General features: G+C 42.5%; 13 protein-coding genes and 1 pseudogene. 8 read left to right on the forward strand and 6 right to left on the reverse strand.

Annotation, left to right across the window (positions count from 1 at the left end):
- Positions 1 to 182: 182 nt before the first annotated feature.
- Together HWQ41_RS05050 and HWQ41_RS05055 are read right to left on the reverse strand one after the other, a co-directional pair.
- Positions 183 to 1505, reverse strand: a complete 1323-nt coding sequence (locus tag HWQ41_RS05050; RefSeq protein WP_292760396.1) for an LCP family protein — start codon at positions 1503 to 1505, stop codon at positions 183 to 185.
- Between the two features lie 75 nt (positions 1506 to 1580).
- Positions 1581 to 1982 (reverse strand): annotated as a pseudogene (locus tag HWQ41_RS05055) (ATP-binding cassette domain-containing protein); the annotation flags it as partial.
- A 15-nt stretch (positions 1983 to 1997) separates the two neighbouring features.
- Between HWQ41_RS05055 and HWQ41_RS05060 the strand changes: the two are divergent.
- Positions 1998 to 2528, forward strand: a complete 531-nt coding sequence (locus HWQ41_RS05060; protein WP_292760397.1) for a pentapeptide repeat-containing protein — start codon at positions 1998 to 2000, stop codon at positions 2526 to 2528.
- 92 nt (positions 2529 to 2620) lie between these two features.
- Here the strand turns inward: HWQ41_RS05060 and HWQ41_RS05065 are convergent, their stop codons facing one another.
- Positions 2621 to 4345 (reverse strand): ABC transporter ATP-binding protein, encoded by a 1725-nt coding sequence (locus HWQ41_RS05065; RefSeq protein WP_292760398.1) that lies wholly within the window; start codon positions 4343 to 4345, stop codon positions 2621 to 2623.
- A 165-nt stretch (positions 4346 to 4510) separates the two neighbouring features.
- On the opposite strand from HWQ41_RS05065, the gene HWQ41_RS05070 reads away from it, so the two are divergent.
- Together HWQ41_RS05070 and HWQ41_RS05075 are read left to right on the forward strand one after the other, a co-directional pair.
- Positions 4511 to 4846, forward strand: a complete 336-nt coding sequence (locus tag HWQ41_RS05070) for a DUF433 domain-containing protein (protein ID WP_292760400.1) — start codon at positions 4511 to 4513, stop codon at positions 4844 to 4846.
- Positions 4846 to 5211: a DUF5615 family PIN-like protein gene (locus tag HWQ41_RS05075; protein ID WP_292760402.1), complete on the forward strand. Its 366-nt coding sequence runs from the start codon at positions 4846 to 4848 to the stop codon at positions 5209 to 5211. Before HWQ41_RS05070 ends, HWQ41_RS05075 begins: the two co-directional genes overlap by 1 nt.
- Before the next feature lie 245 nt (positions 5212 to 5456).
- Here the strand turns inward: HWQ41_RS05075 and HWQ41_RS05080 are convergent, their stop codons facing one another.
- Together HWQ41_RS05080 and smc are read right to left on the reverse strand one after the other, a co-directional pair.
- Complete coding sequence (locus tag HWQ41_RS05080) at positions 5457 to 6455, reverse strand: PRC-barrel domain-containing protein (RefSeq protein ID WP_292760403.1); 999 nt, start codon at positions 6453 to 6455, stop codon at positions 5457 to 5459.
- A gap of 199 nt (positions 6456 to 6654) precedes the next feature.
- Positions 6655 to 10362, reverse strand: a complete 3708-nt coding sequence (smc, locus tag HWQ41_RS05085; RefSeq protein WP_292760404.1) for a chromosome segregation protein SMC — start codon at positions 10360 to 10362, stop codon at positions 6655 to 6657.
- 360 nt (positions 10363 to 10722) lie between these two features.
- Between smc and HWQ41_RS05090 the strand changes: the two genes are divergently transcribed.
- The 3 genes from HWQ41_RS05090 to HWQ41_RS05100 all read left to right on the forward strand — a co-directional run bounded on the left by HWQ41_RS05090 (position 10723) and on the right by HWQ41_RS05100 (position 12157).
- Complete coding sequence (locus HWQ41_RS05090) at positions 10723 to 11073, forward strand: DUF433 domain-containing protein (RefSeq protein ID WP_292760406.1); 351 nt, start codon at positions 10723 to 10725, stop codon at positions 11071 to 11073.
- Positions 11051 to 11416, forward strand: a complete 366-nt coding sequence (locus HWQ41_RS05095) for a DUF5615 family PIN-like protein (RefSeq protein WP_292760408.1) — start codon at positions 11051 to 11053, stop codon at positions 11414 to 11416. Before HWQ41_RS05090 ends, HWQ41_RS05095 begins: the two co-directional genes overlap by 23 nt.
- A gap of 102 nt (positions 11417 to 11518) precedes the next feature.
- Positions 11519 to 12157 (forward strand): restriction endonuclease subunit R, encoded by a 639-nt coding sequence (locus tag HWQ41_RS05100; protein ID WP_292760409.1) that lies wholly within the window; start codon positions 11519 to 11521, stop codon positions 12155 to 12157.
- Positions 12158 to 12380: 223 nt separating this feature from the next.
- Here HWQ41_RS05100 and HWQ41_RS05105 read toward each other — a convergent pair whose 3' ends face one another.
- Positions 12381 to 12824 (reverse strand): BON domain-containing protein, encoded by a 444-nt coding sequence (locus tag HWQ41_RS05105; protein WP_292760410.1) that lies wholly within the window; start codon positions 12822 to 12824, stop codon positions 12381 to 12383.
- A 448-nt stretch (positions 12825 to 13272) separates the two neighbouring features.
- Here HWQ41_RS05105 and HWQ41_RS05110 point away from each other — a divergent pair, with 448 nt between their 5' ends.
- Both HWQ41_RS05110 and HWQ41_RS05115 read left to right on the forward strand, forming a co-directional pair.
- Positions 13273 to 14193, forward strand: a complete 921-nt coding sequence (locus HWQ41_RS05110; RefSeq protein WP_292760411.1) for a ribonuclease D — start codon at positions 13273 to 13275, stop codon at positions 14191 to 14193.
- A 227-nt stretch (positions 14194 to 14420) separates the two neighbouring features.
- The gene (locus HWQ41_RS05115; protein ID WP_292760412.1) at positions 14421 to 15263 is read left to right on the forward strand and encodes a tetratricopeptide repeat protein; all 843 of its coding nucleotides are present in this window, start codon (positions 14421 to 14423) and stop codon (positions 15261 to 15263) included.
- The last annotated feature ends 105 nt before the right edge of the window (positions 15264 to 15368 follow it).

Consider the following 15368-nt stretch of genomic DNA (forward strand, 5'->3'; position numbering starts at 1 on the left):
GGACTCGTATTTGATTTTTGAAATAACTCAGTACACATCTATTCCCTTCTTTCCTGTTCCCTGTTCCCTGTTCCCTGTTCCCCGTTCCCTGTTCCCTGTTCCCCGTTCCCTGTTCCCTGTTCCCTGTTCCCTCCCTACGCAAGTAAGTTCAGTAATCAAATCGGATTCTTATAGAAGTAGAATTATTTCTTAGAAATGGAACTAGTCAAGTCTGTGCCAATGACAACAGTGACATCAGATGCAATATCTCCTAAAGAAGCAACTTCTACATCCCCAACACCAAGAGCTTGTTGAACTGCACTCGCTGCTTCAGGATTTCCATGTTGAGCAATAATTCTGGTTTTTTGAGCAGAGTCTGTATTAGTATCAATTTCATGACTAGAAAGAAAAATATTCCTAAAACCGTGTTTTTCGAGTAAAGAGGTGACTTTTCCTACAGCTTCGTGTTGTGTGGTTGCGTTTTGGATGAAAATTTTCATACTTTGCGGCACTACTAAATTTTTGTCCTCTTCTTTTACTTCTACATTATTAAAATCAAAATAACGTTGGAGAATTTTGCTAGTAGCTTTATGGTCAGAAATCCAGTAGCTAACATTGTATTCAGTTTTTTCACTAAAACGCCCTGGCAGGAGAATAAAATTATGGTGATTGCTTTGAGCTAGAGTTTGAGCTATGGCTAACATTTCATTAATAGATAAATCAGTATCTATATTATCTTGAGCTACTTTTAAAATTTGAGGTAATTTAGTAATACTTTGTGGCTGAAGCAGTGTAAGTAAGATGTCTTTAATAACTTGTTGTTGTCGCTGCACTCGACCAATATCACCTAAAGCATCATGACGAAAACGGATGTATTCTTCTAGATGCTGCCCACTCAACTTTTGTACACCCGCTAAAAAGTGAATGCTGAGGTTTTGTGAATGATCTACATAATCCATTTTTTTGGGAATATTAACTTCAACTCCTCCCAAGGCATCCACCAAATGAATAAAACCTTCTGTATCCAGGCGCACATAACGATCAATTGATACACCATCTAATAGCTGACTTACACTTTGGGCTGCTTGTTTTGTTCCACCACGCACGTTTGCATCATTAATTTTATCTACACCAACTCCATAAAATCGAACGAGAGTATCTCTGGGAATAGATAGTATATTAATCGAATGAGAATCTGGCATGATTTGGGCCAGTAGGATAGTATCGCTATTGCCTGCTAATGCCTCGGCAGGAGTAAAATTTTTCTCGTGGGGATGTCCAGAATTGTCGATACCGAGAATCAAAATATTCACAGGATGATCTAGAGTTGCAGGAATCGAACCTGTTACACTTTCGGAACTACCAGGCAGATGCAAAGCAACATCATGATCATTTTTTAAGGGAGTTAAACTTACAACCGAGGAGTAAACTGCTCCGCAAATTGCAGCTACTACTGCCGCACCGATTGCTAAAGCAAATGGCTGTTTTAACAGCTGAGATTTCTTGGGATTATTTTTTCCTTTCACTTCTCACCCACTACATATAAGATTAATTGCTATGGTCTAACCCGGAATTATCTTACTCTGCCAGAGTGGCCACATTTAACTAAACTGTTGAGCATAAGACCGCGCATAGCGACGCTCTAAGGCTAATAATTCTTCATGGGTTCCCGATTCGACAATTTGTCCCTGTTCGATAACTAAAATACGATCGCACCGCCTAACTGTCGATAAACGGTGAGCAATAATAAATACTGTCCGTTTTTCCATCAATCTTTCCAGCGCTTCCTGTACCAGTGCTTCTGACTCTGAATCTAAAGCTGATGTCGCCTCATCCAGAATCAAGATTTGGGGATTGAGCAGAACAGCACGAGCGATGCCTGCGGCGGGCTACGCCTACGCAATTCTTTGTCTTTGTCCACCAGATAAGTTTACCCCACGTTCACCCACCCAAGTCTGATAACCCTGTGGCAGGTGGCTAATATATTTATACATATTAGTTAATACGGAATTTGAGTTATGGATATTGAAGAAATGTTGGATAGGTATGAAGCGGGAGAAAGAAACTTCGCTTGGAGTGTTAATTGCAGCAGAACTGGTTTATTCATGAGAGCGGTTGATCTGAGTGGGGCTGACCTGAGCGGGATCAACTTGGAAGGAGCCTTTTTGGAAGCTGCTCACCTGGACAATACCAATCTCACTGGGGCTAATCTCAGGGGAGCCTACATGGAAGGAATGCAGTTGAATGAAGCCATCCTTAACGGCGCTAATTTGAGCGAGGCTAGAGGTGGTGGAGCCAACTTCAACGATACTTCCTTTGTCAACGCCAACCTGAGCAGAGCCGAAATGTACCAATGTATTTTTGATGGCGCTAATTTCAGCCATGCTATTCTCAGGGATGCTTTCGTGAACTACTCCTTTTTCGATGGTGCTAACTTCACCAATGCCGATTTGCGTTCGGTCGAAGGCTTTTATAACATTCGTAAGGCTATTTTTAGTAATACCATTATGGAAGATGGAAGCATTTGGTACGACAGTATTGGGTATTGAATACATAGATACTCATTCTTCTAGCTCAAAAACCGATTTTGTGAACTCAAAAACTAATTCGGTTGTCTCAAAACCTCAAACTTCCCCTACCTCTAACTAAATTGCTGGGCATAAGACCGCGCATAGCGACGCTCCAGGGCTAATAATTCTTCATGGGTTCCCGATTCGACAATTTGTCCCTGTTCGATAACTAAAATACGATCGCACCGCCTAACTGTCGATAAACGGTGAGCAATAATAAATACTGTCCGTTTTTCCATCAATCTTTCCAGCGCTTCCTGTACCAGTGCTTCTGACTCTGAATCTAAAGCTGATGTCGCCTCATCCAGAATCAAGATTTGGGGATTGAGCAGAACAGCACGAGCGATCGCAATTCTTTGTCTTTGTCCACCAGATAAGTTTACCCCACGTTCACCCACCCAGGTATGATAACCCTCTGGTAGTTGGCTAATAAATTGATGGGCATTAGCAATTTTTGCCGCCTCTTTAACTGCTTTTATGTCAAAAACATCTTGTCCAAAAGCGATATTTTGAGCAATTGTCCCCGAAAACATGATGGTTTCTTGAGGAACAATCCCAATTTGTCGCCGCAGACTATGCAGCTTGACATCTCGAATATCAACACCGTCAATGAAGATTTGCCCAACTTCGGGATCGTAAAAACGCGGGAGGAGATTCACAAATGTAGTTTTACCAGCACCAGAAGCACCGACAAGAGCGATCGCTTCACCTGGCGATACTAATAAACTGATATCTTTTAATACAGGTTCACCTGGTTTATAGGCGAAGGAAATATGACGATATTCTACTTTGCCCTTGACTGGGGGGAGAGCGATCGCATTTGTTTTTTCGATTACCGTCGGCTGAATTGCCATCAATTCAAAAACGCGGTCAACAGATGCTTCACCCTGCTTAAATTCGTTGTAGTTGTTAGTAGTATGACCAATGGGATCAATTAACAGCGCCGCCGCCGCCAGATAGCTGAAAAAATTCGCCACTGTCAAGTTACCTTGGGAAATTTGCCACGTTCCCACAATCAGTAACGATAACCCACTTAAGGCTTCCAGAAATCCGATGATCGGAATCTGAATCGCTTTCAGGCGTTCGGCTGAGTATTTTGCTTTGAGACTGCGTTCTGCTTCATGGCCAAAGCGGGCGATTTCGTAATTTTCGGCAGCAAAAGCCTGTACCAAACGAATACCGTTGAAAACTTCTGAGAGGATGGCTGATAAACCCGACACGCGATTTTGACTTTTTAAAGAATACTTGCGTAACCGTTCACCAAACCAACCAACTAAAATACCCATCAGTGGCGCAACTATCACTGTTGCTAGTGTCAGTTGCCAATTCAGGTAAATCATGTAAATCGGAATTGCTAGCAACTGCAAAATGCAGGGGATAAAGTCGTGAAATACTTTATTTACCACTTCGCCAACGCGGTCAACATCTTCCGTGAGGCGGTAAGATAAATCACCTGCTTTTGCCGTTTCAAAATAGCTGAGATTTAGCTTTTGAAGATGGGCGTAGACTTGCTGGCGGAGATGAAAAGCAACTCTCAAAGCAGCTTTCGCCATATACATATCTTGTATAGACTGAAACAAGCCTCTAACAAGAAAGACTAAGGCACAGCTGCCAGTTATTTGAGCGATCGCTACTACATTACCTTGTGCAAAGGGAATTGCCAATTTGCCGGCGAGATTGATCAACACTAATGTCGCCAGTACGTATCCCAAGATACCAACAAGTCCCTTGGTGATCGTTTTCCACTGGAGTCGGATATAAGGCAGCAGTTGCCAGTAATTAGAGCGCGTTTTCAAGCTGTAACGTCCACAACGATATTCTCCTTTCTTTGACGCTATCAGCTTTTGGGGAGTTTCTGAACAGTTGACTAATTAGTTACAAACTGTTTTAGCGTTCATCGTAGAGTTTCCCGGTGTTCTTCTATGATTGAAGTGGAATGTTCATTCGAGGGGTCTTGCTTTATGAAACTGGAAGAGTATTTCAACGTGCTTGCACCCGATGACATCCGACTCAAAGGAACCCGGATTGGGATTGAGAGCATTCTTTACGAGTACATCTATCGCTGCAAAACACCAGAAGAAATTGCCGAACAATTTCATACGGTGACGTTGGAACAGGTTTACGCCACGATTTTGTATTACTTGCATCATCGTTCAGAGGTTGATGCGTATCTGGTAGATTGGTTGGAATTTTCCCGAACCATGCGCGAAGAGCAACAGCGAAATCCGTCTCCTGCCAGGATGAGGTTTTGGCGGATGCAGGAACAAAACGCTCCAAAGCAGTTACAGGAAAGCTAATGGTAATCCGGTATCTGTTGGATGAACATCTGAGTCCTACATATCGTTCCCAACTTGTGCGGCGCACCCCTGAATTGGTCGTGCGAATAATTGGGGATTTAGATGTGCCACCCAAGGGTACTCCAGATCCAGAGATTTTGATTTGGTGTGAAACCAATGGATTTATTTTGGTGACGAACAACCGTAAGTCCATGCCCGGACATTTGACTGACCATTTAGCTTCAGGTCGCCATATTCCTGGAATATTCACCATCGATGCAAACCAAAGCATTGGACAAACTGTTGAAGAATTAATCATCATTGTGCAAGCTTCGTTTGAGGATGAATACCAGGATCGAATTGAATATCTACCCCTGAGCCAATAGCGCATTCTCCACTCGCTCACCCTTCCACTATTTCGCTCATAGCAGAAAGCTCACTACATATCAAGCAACAAGATAATTTTACTCAAATTACCCTCTAGTTTAGACAGTGCGTTATGCTGTCGCTAACACACTCTACTGCGTTCTAAAAAATTAGCCCCCTCCTTGTAAGTCAGGAGAGGGCTGAATTAATCTTAAAATACCTCGTAATGTTCGGATTAAATTACGAATTACGAATTACGAATTAGTTAATATCCGCCTTCTTCTTCGTATTCTGGCTGTCTTTCCTTGACTTTCTTGGGAATATTCACCGGCTTCGGTGCATCTTCCCAAGCATCGCCGTCTACGTCGTCATAATCATCGTAATCATCAGCGTATGGCTTACTATAGGGCTGGGCTTCATACTTTAGCGGTTGCTGCGGTTGTTGATACCTGTCGTTACCCGTTGCCTCGCTCCAGTTATCTTCTTCCTCGTCTTCTTCGTATTGAATAGATTCATACTGCTGCGCCTTCATTACCTGACGCTGTGGCCTTTCTTCTTCCACATAGTCTTCATTCCATTCTTCTTCCCGCGCTACGGGTTCGGGGGCGCGAACTTTTTGCCTGGGTGGCTGCAATGGCACTCCACTAGGCAGTTGATTGCCTGGTGCAACTTGACGTGGTGGAGTATAGCCGTATTCTTCTTCTACATCCCGCTCCCACGGCGCTTTGCCGATACCCAGGCGCTCTAGTAAACCAACTGTCAACTGGTTCACTCGTTCTTCGGCTCCCTCAAACACAATCAACCGATTGGGGCCTGTGCTGACAATTTCATCCACTGAGAACTCGTAAGTACTCAGAAATTGATCGGGAATTTGGGGCAATCCTAAAGAAGCAATGACTATGGAGTTAAGCTTCCCGGTTTCGGCGTTGAACTTGAAGCCCCGAACTTTGCCTAATACTTCACCTGTTTCTGTAATTACTTCCCAGCTAATCAGATTACTGAGAGATTCAACTTCGATATCTTCAATTACATCTTCGTTATCAACCAGGATGACATCACCAATCTGGTTGACGTTGTTGAGGTACATATAGCGCGGTATGCCCGAAATAGAGATCAGGCTGTCTCGCAAACCAAGAGCCACAACCTCTCGTTGATCAATATCAACCCAGATTTGACTGATGATGCCTAGCCGCTTGCCGTTGTCGCGGGTAATCACCTGGGTATTTAATATGTCGGAACGCCTAATTATCTGTTCAGAGGTCATTCTATACCGAGTCCTGATCTCGAATCCGGTTTAACGCGATGTGCGACTTATTCTTGTCACCCCTCTCCAAACCTCTCCCCCACAGGGAGAGAGGCTTTGATTTTTGCTCCCCAATCCTTTTAGGGAAAGTCTTGGGGGTTAGGTTTGGGAGAAAGTCGCACATGACGTGGTTTATCTATACACTATTATTAACAAAAACTCAAGCAGATGTATTGGATGATTGTAACTTAATCCCCAAAACTTGAGTGTAAGCTCCTCGTGCTTGAGTAACGCCAATTGTGCGTTCGGCTGATTCTATCATCGGACGACGCAAACTCACAACTATAAATTGCGCTTGTTGTGACTGTTGTTTAATCATTCTAGCTAATCGTTCTACGTTTGCTCCATCCAAAAACATATCTACTTCGTCAAAGGCGTAAAATGGCGATGGGCGATAGCGTTGGAGGGCAAAGATAAAGCTCAAGGCTGTGAGTGATTTTTCTCCCCCAGACATGGAAGCTAGGCGCTGTACGGGTTTGCCTTTGGGGTGCGCGACTAAATTCAGTCCACTGCTAAAGGGATCTTCGGGATTTTCGAGTTGTAAATAGCCGTCGCCGTCGGAAAGAATGGCAAAAATCGATTGAAAGTTTTCGTTGACAGCATCGAAAGCTTCTTTAAAGGCAAGTTGCCGCAATGTGGTAAAATTCTCAATCCGCAAAAGTAATTCGGTGCGTTCCCCTTCTAAGGTTTGCAATTTTTGCGTGAGTTCCTGGAGGCGGTTTTGAGTGCGTTCGTATTCTTCCAACGCCAGCATATTCACAGGTTCCATTGCCTGTAAGCGTTTGGTTAGCGATCGCAATTCTTTCTGCAATTCTTCCAAGTCTACCTGATCTGGAACTTCCGGCAACGGATTTGGTAATTCTGCTCTCACATCCCGCAACTGACTTTGCAATGCAGCTAGTTCCTCACGGCGTTTCTGTTGGGTTTCTTGGAGTTTTTGGATTTCCCATTGCAATTGTTGTTGGCGCAAAAGATGCGATCGCACTTCCAGTTCTGTAGCGTCGCGTTTTTGTTTCTCTTCTCCTAAATTTTGTTCCAGAAGACTGAGGTTGGCGCGGGTTTGGGTGATTTGATCGTCTATCGTTGTGATTTGTGTGGAGACGCGATGAATCGCGTCTCTACAAGAGATTTGTTGGGTTTCGTATTCTGTAATTCGCGTTTCACCTTCTTGGATTTTTTCTTGCAAACGTTGTTGCTGATTTTCTAAATTTTTTAATCTTTGTTCAGCTTCCCGTAATGCCGCCTCACGTTGTTGCAATTGTTGCTCTTGAATTTTAATTGTCGCCTGGATTTGTTGCCATTCGCTGGGAGTTTGAGATGCTTCTAACTCCGCTAAAGCGTGTCGCAATTGTTGCAACTGAGTTTCTTGTCCCGGTAATTCCCGCTCTAAAATTTCCAATCGAGATTGAGCCGTGGCTAACTTTTCGTTGTTTTGTGAAAGCTGCGATCGCGTCCCCTCTAATTGCGTTGTTAAACTCTTAATATCTTTCTGCAACTGTTCCCTTTGCAGCTGCTGTTCGCGCCGCGCCTGACGCGCTTCTGTGAGTTCCTGGGTGAGTTTTTTGGTTCTGGTTGACAAAGTTGCGATCGCTTCAGTACAACGCTCTAAAACCCGCTCAATATCCACCAAGCGACTTCTGAAAGCGATCGCTTCATCAGATTCCGCCGCTTCCGCATTACCAAACCGCAACGCCGAACGCTGAGTATTACTACCACCAGTCATTGCACCGCTAGTTTCCAACAGTTCCCCGTCTAAGGTGACGATGCGATACAGTCCTAAATTTTTCCGCGCCGCCTCAAGGTTGGCAAATACCACCGTGTTACCAAAAACATAGCTAAATACATCTTTGTAGCGGCGATCGCAATCGACTAAGTTAACAGCATAGTTGATGAAACCGTTGGCAAAACGCAGCGTTGCATCTTGAGTAAATTTGGGAGCGTGAATTTTATTCAGTGGTAAGAAAGTTGCCCTTCCTGCACGTTTCTGTTTGAGCAGTTCAATCCCGGCTGCGGCGATCCCGTCATCTTCTACCACAATATGTCCCAAGCGTCCACCGGCAGCCATTTCTAAAGCTAGCTGATGGCGGGGTTCCACCCTTGCCAACTGCACAACTAAGCCACAAAGTCCAGGCATTGCCGATTGTAAAATGACTTTACTAGCTTGGGTTCCTTGGACTTCTTGCTGTGCTTGCGCTTGCGCCTCTATTTTATCCAACTGGCGTTGTTTTTCCCGTTGTTCAGAAAGTAACCGTTTTTGGGTTTCTTGTTGAATTTGCAGTTCTTGTTCTGTGGCTGAGAGATTTTGGGCTAAATTTTGGATGGGTTCGCTAGAGGCGTTAAATTCCGTTTCAACTCGACTACACTCAGATTGTTTTTCTGCTAATAGTGGTTCGTCGCGTTCAATTAACTGAGTTTGTTCTTGGATCAACTGCTGTAACTGGTGATTGCGTTCCCTGAGTTGTGCTTGTTCGGTGCGTTGTGGTTCCAGAGTTTGCAGCAAAGCTTCAATTTGACGGTTGAATGCCGTTTGTTGCTGCACCCACGCTTCTGAAGCCGAGGCAATTTCTGCGGCTGCTTCGCGGGAACTTTCTAAAGCTTGCTGCGCCTCATCCCTTTGCTGTTGTAGAGACGCGATAAATCGCGTCTCTACAATTTGTGTTTCGGCAATTTCTTCTAGGGAAAGACGCTGTTTTTGAATCTCTTGTTGAGTTTGAGCCAGACGTTTGGCAGTTTCTTGAGAAGCTGTATCTAATTCCGTTAGCTGACGCTGGAGTTGTTTCCGTTCTGCTTCTTGGGTGGCAAGTGTAGATTGTACCGCTAAAAGTTCGTCTTCTCCCAATGCTTTCACATGGGCATTGAGTTGTTCAAGTTCAGCAGTTTTTTGAACGATTTCGGAATTTAGGTTTGTGAGTTGGGTAGTGAGTTCATTAAAATTGCGATCGCCTGTTTGAATTTCGTTAACTAACTTTTCTTGTTGTGCTTGTAGCGATCGCCATGATAAAACAGCTTCCCAAGATTGCTTCGCTAGAAATTCCGTGCGAAGCTTTTGATATTTCTCAGCTTTAGCCCGATCTTGGGAAAGGCGATCGCGCTGTGCAGTTAATTCCGTCTCGATAATCCGACAGCTATCTTCCTTTTCCTTCACCTCATCTAAAGTTGATTTAGCTTGGACAATTTTGCGATCGAACGCCGCCACCCCCGCCAATTCATCAATAATTTCCCGACGTTCCCGCGTATTCATCGAGATAATGCTGGTGACATCCCCTTGCAGCACCACGTTATAGCCTTCAGGATAAACCCGCAGATTACTTAGTTGCCCATGCAATTCTGTCAACGTGCAAGCTTCACCATTGATATAGTAATTCGATGTGTAAGTCCCTTGGTGAGTGACTCGCAGCCTTCTAGTAACACTCCATTCTCCCGATTTTGGATTTTGGATTTTGGTGAGGTAGCCCCCGTCTTGGCGGTTCCCGTCGATGGGGGACTGCCGAACCCGAAGGGATTTTGGATTTTCTTCCTCTGCTTCCCCTGCTTCCTCTGCTTCCCCTACTTCCTCTGTTTCCTCACTGTGCGCCTTTGCGTCTTTGTGTGAGATTTCATCCGACAAATCAAACGTCACCGTGACGCTAGCCTCAATAGAAGCCCGTCCCTTAGCCGTTTGAGTGTTATTTACCAAATCCGGCAAGCGATCGGCTCGCATTCCCTTAGAACTGGAGAGTCCCAGGCAAAATAGCAGTGCATCGAGAATATTAGATTTACCCGAACCATTTGGCCCAGATATGACAGTACACCCCGGTAGCAAAGGGACTGAGGTAGTGCCACCGAAGGATTTGAAGTTCGTAAGTTCCACGCGCTTGATATGCACCATAGGCGCTGGTTCACTGGGCTAATGAAGAACAAGTGTATCAACTAATTAAAAATTCGCAAGAGGGTAGGGGGAGAATTCAGGATTATCGAACCACAGAGGCGCAGAGAACGCAGAGGGGGGAAGGAGAATCGTGGTTCAGAGAAAAGCACAATACTGCTAGATTTAGCACGAGCAGGAGATTTAACACCAGATCAACTGATTCCAGTCTTATTTTAGATAACTAACTGGAAAACTGATTCAACAAGTTGGCGATGCCTGCGGCGGGTAAAGCGATCGCCATCAGTTCATTACCATTTATTGCAAGAGTATTTTACAAGTATGTAAGATGATTTTAGGGTTAGATAAATAATCAGCTAAATTATGCAACTAGAAGATTACTTCGACTTTCAGCGTCCTGATGATATTCGACTCAAAGGTACAAGAGTAGGAATTGAAACCATACTCTATGATTTTATCCATCGCGCTCGAACTCCAGAGGAAATTTCCCAAAGTTATCCATCAGTAACTTTAGAGCAAGTATATGCAACTATTCTCTATTACCTGCATAACAAGGAAGCAGTCAGTGCTTACATAGCTGATTGGCTAGAACATAGTCACCGAATGCGAGAAGAACAGCGACGTAATCCACCGCCAGTTGTAATCAAATTACTAAAACTGAAAGCTGAAAGAGAAGCAATGAAAAAAGCACATGACTCTCAAATATCTTCTTGATGAAAATGTTGATAAAGTCTACAATCGACAATTTTTTCACCGCAACCCTACCTTAATGATGTGGGTGGTTGGTGATCCTGGCGCTCCTCCCAGAGGCACATTAGATCCAGAAATATTATGCTGGTGTGAGGAATATAACTTTATTTTAGTCACAAATAACCGTACATCTATGCCTGGACATTTAGCTGAACATATCACGCAAGGGCGTAATATACCAGGTATTTTTATTTTGAATGAAAAATTAACCATTGGTCAGACTATTGATGAATTAAGTCTAATTGCTCAAGCATCTTTTAATGATGAATATCAAAACCGAATTATTCACTTACCACTGCTTCAATAGCGATAATACTTATAATCATTATTCACTTACCACTGCTTCAATAGCGATAATACTTATAATCTTATATAGTTATTCTTATAAAGGCTATAAAGGAGTAAATTGATGACTACTACTTTAGATGCAAGCAATCTCAGACTTAAAGATGTTCAAAGCCTTCTGAAATTGACAGAACAGTTAAATGACTCATTTACATCATTGCTATCGTTAGAAAATCTCACAGAATTTGAGCAACAAGAATTACAGATTATCCGTAATATATTCCGTGAATACTACTCAGAGAGTAAAATCTCCGAAGGACAAATAAAATTTCTATTTCTCGCACCATTAATGAAATTAGCTGGTTTTTATCATTCTAGTATTAAGATTACCTTAGAAGAAAATATTGCTGACATCTCCGTTGAAGATGAAGATACGAATATCAAAGGACGGATGGATATTTTAGCTGTTACTAAGACTCAAGAAAGAATAGTAACTACGCCTTTTTGGATATTAGTGATTGAATCTAAAAATAGTAGTTTTAATGCTTTGGAAGGATTGCCACAATTGCTCACCTATGCCTACAAAAGCCTAAAAAATCAAACATCAGTTTGGGGTGTGACTACCAACGGAATGGATTACCAGTTTGTATATCTACAGCAAGGAAATCCTCCGATTTATCAATTATTGCCAAAACTAGATATAACTCGCTCTACGTCTTCAATGGAGTTGCTGCAAGTTCTCAAATCAATCTGCCAGTTGTAGTTGCCAATTCCTCACTCTTATTTAAGCAAAACAAACAGGGCTTACGCAGACGTAAATCCTGTTTATCTTTCATGAAGATGTAAGGTGATTTAGCTAGTCCGATGTTACAGCAATTTTCAGATAAATAGACCATGCGGTAGGGGCACAGCATTGCTGTGCCCCTACAACATATGTGGTTAAATTAAACGAAATACTGATGTAACTGAGAACTTCAGTTATTCTTTTATCGCTTTTTCACAGCTTCAACTTTTGCTTCCACTTTCACTGTCTTCACACCTTTAACTTCTTTAGCTAAGGTTTCAGCTTTCTGTAGTTCTTGAACAGAAGCTGCTGTGCCTTTGAGGATGATTTCACCCTCTTTGTTTTCAACTTGTAACTTATTGCCTGGTAAGCCTTTGTTCAACTTTTTGCTAACTTCGGTTTTTAAGTCGCCCTTAGCTTTGCTTGCTGCCGTTTTTTCAGCATCGGCGCTAGCTGCTAAAGGAGTCGTTTCTGTTCCTGGAATTTTGGCAGTAGTTTGATTTATCTGCGAAGCTGGTGTTGCTGGTGCTTGAGCGACTTCATTAGTAGTGCTAGGAGTTTCCGAACCAGTTTTAGGAGCCTCTTGACAGCCAAAAGTACCAACTACCAAAACGCCACTAACTAACAATAAAATTAGCTTTTTCATTATCTATCTCCTAATTGAGTACTTGAAGCGATTAATTGAGGTGTGTGTCATGGTGAGGAGCAGATGTTAAAAAACAATTAAATGTGAGCAGTAAATGTACCCAAAGCTTGCACTCAGGTTACTGAAAATTGAAATTTGGACGATTTCTTGAAGCTAAGATTTTGCAGGCATTTTTCAGAAATGCCAATTCAATTTTCCTGATGGCTGCTAACCAAGATGGTTCTGCCTACAGCCTATAGCTCTCGATGAATTTAACGTAGATGCACAGTAGCTCTTTCAATGGTAGATTATGCCATCCCACAGTGGTGACTCGATGTTATCAGATTTTAGTCAGTTTGGCGATTGCAACTCAAAACTTCAGCGTTTTGGCAATACTGTGCCAACAAAATGTTACTTTAGATAACTATGGCTTGCTTACAATGCCCTAAATATCAGGAAATATTAGCTAATGCCGTACCTTACTTCCGCGCACGAAATTCGTGCCATTGTTGCTGAATATACCAACGCTAAAACGCTGTGGATAGATACAGAAGTGGCTGACTATAAAAGTCGCAATCCCCGACTATCACTGATTCAGGTATTAGATAATCCTCAAGATATGAGTGGCGATCGCGTCTACCTTTTAGATGTCCTAGATCAGCCTAAAATTATAACTGAATTTATTGATGAAATTATGATAAATTCTGCTATTGAAAAAGTTTTTCACAATGCCAGTTATGATCTAAAGCTTCTCGGTAACAAGAAAGCCAAAAATATTACCTGCACTTTGGAAATGTCCAAAAAAATTCCCTACTATCTTTTACCATTACCCAATTACCAACTCAAAACCATAGCGACAGCACTTTGTAGCTTTAACAATATCGAAAAACAAGAACAAAAAAGCGATTGGGGAAAACGTCCCCTAACTGAAGAACAGATAGAGTATGCTTACTTAGATTGTATTTATCTTGCTCAAATCCACTTAAATTTGTTAGGATTACAAGCCCAAGCCAGCCCCGAACCTGCAACGGAGGACTTAATATCACTAAGTACCAGATACTCGCAACTTGAGCAGCAATGGAAGTTATTGAATTCCGAATTTGAGCATTTACAAGAACGCATGAAAAAAGCTATGCAAGCTCAGAATATATCGGAAACTTCTGATTATAAGCTGACTAGTTATGAGCGGACTACAATCAAAGCTACATTTACAGAATTGGCAAGTCTAGCACAAACTCAAGGTATTAATTTAGATTTTCCGATCACACTAACTCAGAAACTCCAAAAAGATTTAGGGCAAAATCTAGAACATCTGTCTGTAGATATTGACAAAACTACCTATTGGCGGCTAAATTCCAAAACTCAAGAGAGTGAAACTGAGGATGAGTAAATTGTTCATCAGGCTAGAAATCCCATAATTTATACAGCAAGTTTTATACTTTGTAGTTCATAATTGCTTTGACAAATAACCATTAAATAAAGCTATTGAATATCAGATAATTTTGTCAATTCACTTTACAATTGGATGAAAAGTTAGAATAATTATTGAGTTAAAGAATTAAAATCTAGATTTTGCTAGTAATTTATTTCAGGCGTTATGGCAGTTTATATTAACTTATGAGACGGCGTTTATTTGGGCAAAAGCGAACAAGGGTAAATAAAGTATTTACCATAGCTATTTTTACTATATTGACTGCAATTAGCAGTGTTTCTTGTAGTAAGAATGACAATGTATTGGTGACAGAAATCGGAGTTAGTCCCGCTAGCCGTCGTTCAGCTACAACTTCTATTGGTGGGAAATTCTATATTCAGGGAAAGGATCAGCATTTAAACGGCGACTTGCAAGCCGCGATCGCTTCCTATAGTAAGGCAATTGCTCAAAATTCTCAATATGGCGCTGCCTACAACGGTCGGGGATTAGCCTACTTTGATTTGGGAGACAAGGACAAAGCGATCGCAGATTACAATCAAGCACTTCGCATCAATCCTAACGACGCTGAAGCCTATAATAACTTGGGGAATGCCCGCGCCTCATTGGGAAACAACAGAGAAGCAGTCAAAGATTATACTGAAGCGATTCGCCTTAATCCCAACTATGCCGAAGCCTACAATAACCGGGGAAATGCCCGCGCCACTAATGGAGACAAAAAAGGGGCAATAGATGATCTTGACCAAGCGATTCTCCTCAACCCCAAATATGCGATCGCCTATAATAATCGGGGAAATGCCCGTGCTGCCAATGGAGATCCACAGGGGGCGATCGCAGATTACAATGAAGCCATTCGCCTCAATCCTAACTTTGCCCCTGCCTATAATAACCGGGGAAATGCCCGCGCCACCAATGGAGACAAACAGGGGGCGCTTAAGGACTTGGAACAAGCAGCAAGCATTTTTCAAAGTCAAGGTAACAACGACTTATACCAACAAGTGATGAATAACATCAAAGAACTTGGACGTTGACATGAAAAGGGCGGTTAGAAACCGCGTCTACACGAGGCTTTACCCACCTCCGTGGGTTAAAAACCTCAATTTTTCCTTAGTCCGCGCAGGCGGACTTTGTTTGTG

The sequence above is a fragment of the Nostoc sp. NOS(2021) genome (assembly GCF_017115025.1).
Lineage (GTDB): Bacteria > Cyanobacteriota > Cyanobacteriia > Cyanobacteriales > Nostocaceae > Nostoc.

Bases quoted from the DNA above. Each gene is read 5' to 3' on its own strand.
- HWQ41_RS05060 (WP_292760397.1), top strand. From the start codon at position 1,998: ATGGATATTGAAGAAATGTTGGATAGGTATGAAGCGGGAGAAAGAAAC.
- HWQ41_RS05070 (WP_292760400.1), top strand. From the start codon at position 4,511: ATGAAACTGGAAGAGTATTTCAACGTGCTTGCACCCGATGACATCCGA.
- HWQ41_RS05075 (WP_292760402.1), top strand. From the start codon at position 4,846: ATGGTAATCCGGTATCTGTTGGATGAACATCTGAGTCCTACATATCGT.
- HWQ41_RS05080 (WP_292760403.1), bottom strand. From the start codon at position 6,455: ATGACCTCTGAACAGATAATTAGGCGTTCCGACATATTAAATACCCAG.
- smc (WP_292760404.1), bottom strand. From the start codon at position 10,362: ATGGTGCATATCAAGCGCGTGGAACTTACGAACTTCAAATCCTTCGGT.
- HWQ41_RS05090 (WP_292760406.1), top strand. From the start codon at position 10,723: ATGCAACTAGAAGATTACTTCGACTTTCAGCGTCCTGATGATATTCGA.
- HWQ41_RS05095 (WP_292760408.1), top strand. From the start codon at position 11,051: ATGACTCTCAAATATCTTCTTGATGAAAATGTTGATAAAGTCTACAAT.
- HWQ41_RS05100 (WP_292760409.1), top strand. From the start codon at position 11,519: ATGACTACTACTTTAGATGCAAGCAATCTCAGACTTAAAGATGTTCAA.
- HWQ41_RS05105 (WP_292760410.1), bottom strand. From the start codon at position 12,824: ATGAAAAAGCTAATTTTATTGTTAGTTAGTGGCGTTTTGGTAGTTGGT.
- HWQ41_RS05110 (WP_292760411.1), top strand. From the start codon at position 13,273: ATGCCGTACCTTACTTCCGCGCACGAAATTCGTGCCATTGTTGCTGAA.
- HWQ41_RS05115 (WP_292760412.1), top strand. From the start codon at position 14,421: ATGAGACGGCGTTTATTTGGGCAAAAGCGAACAAGGGTAAATAAAGTA.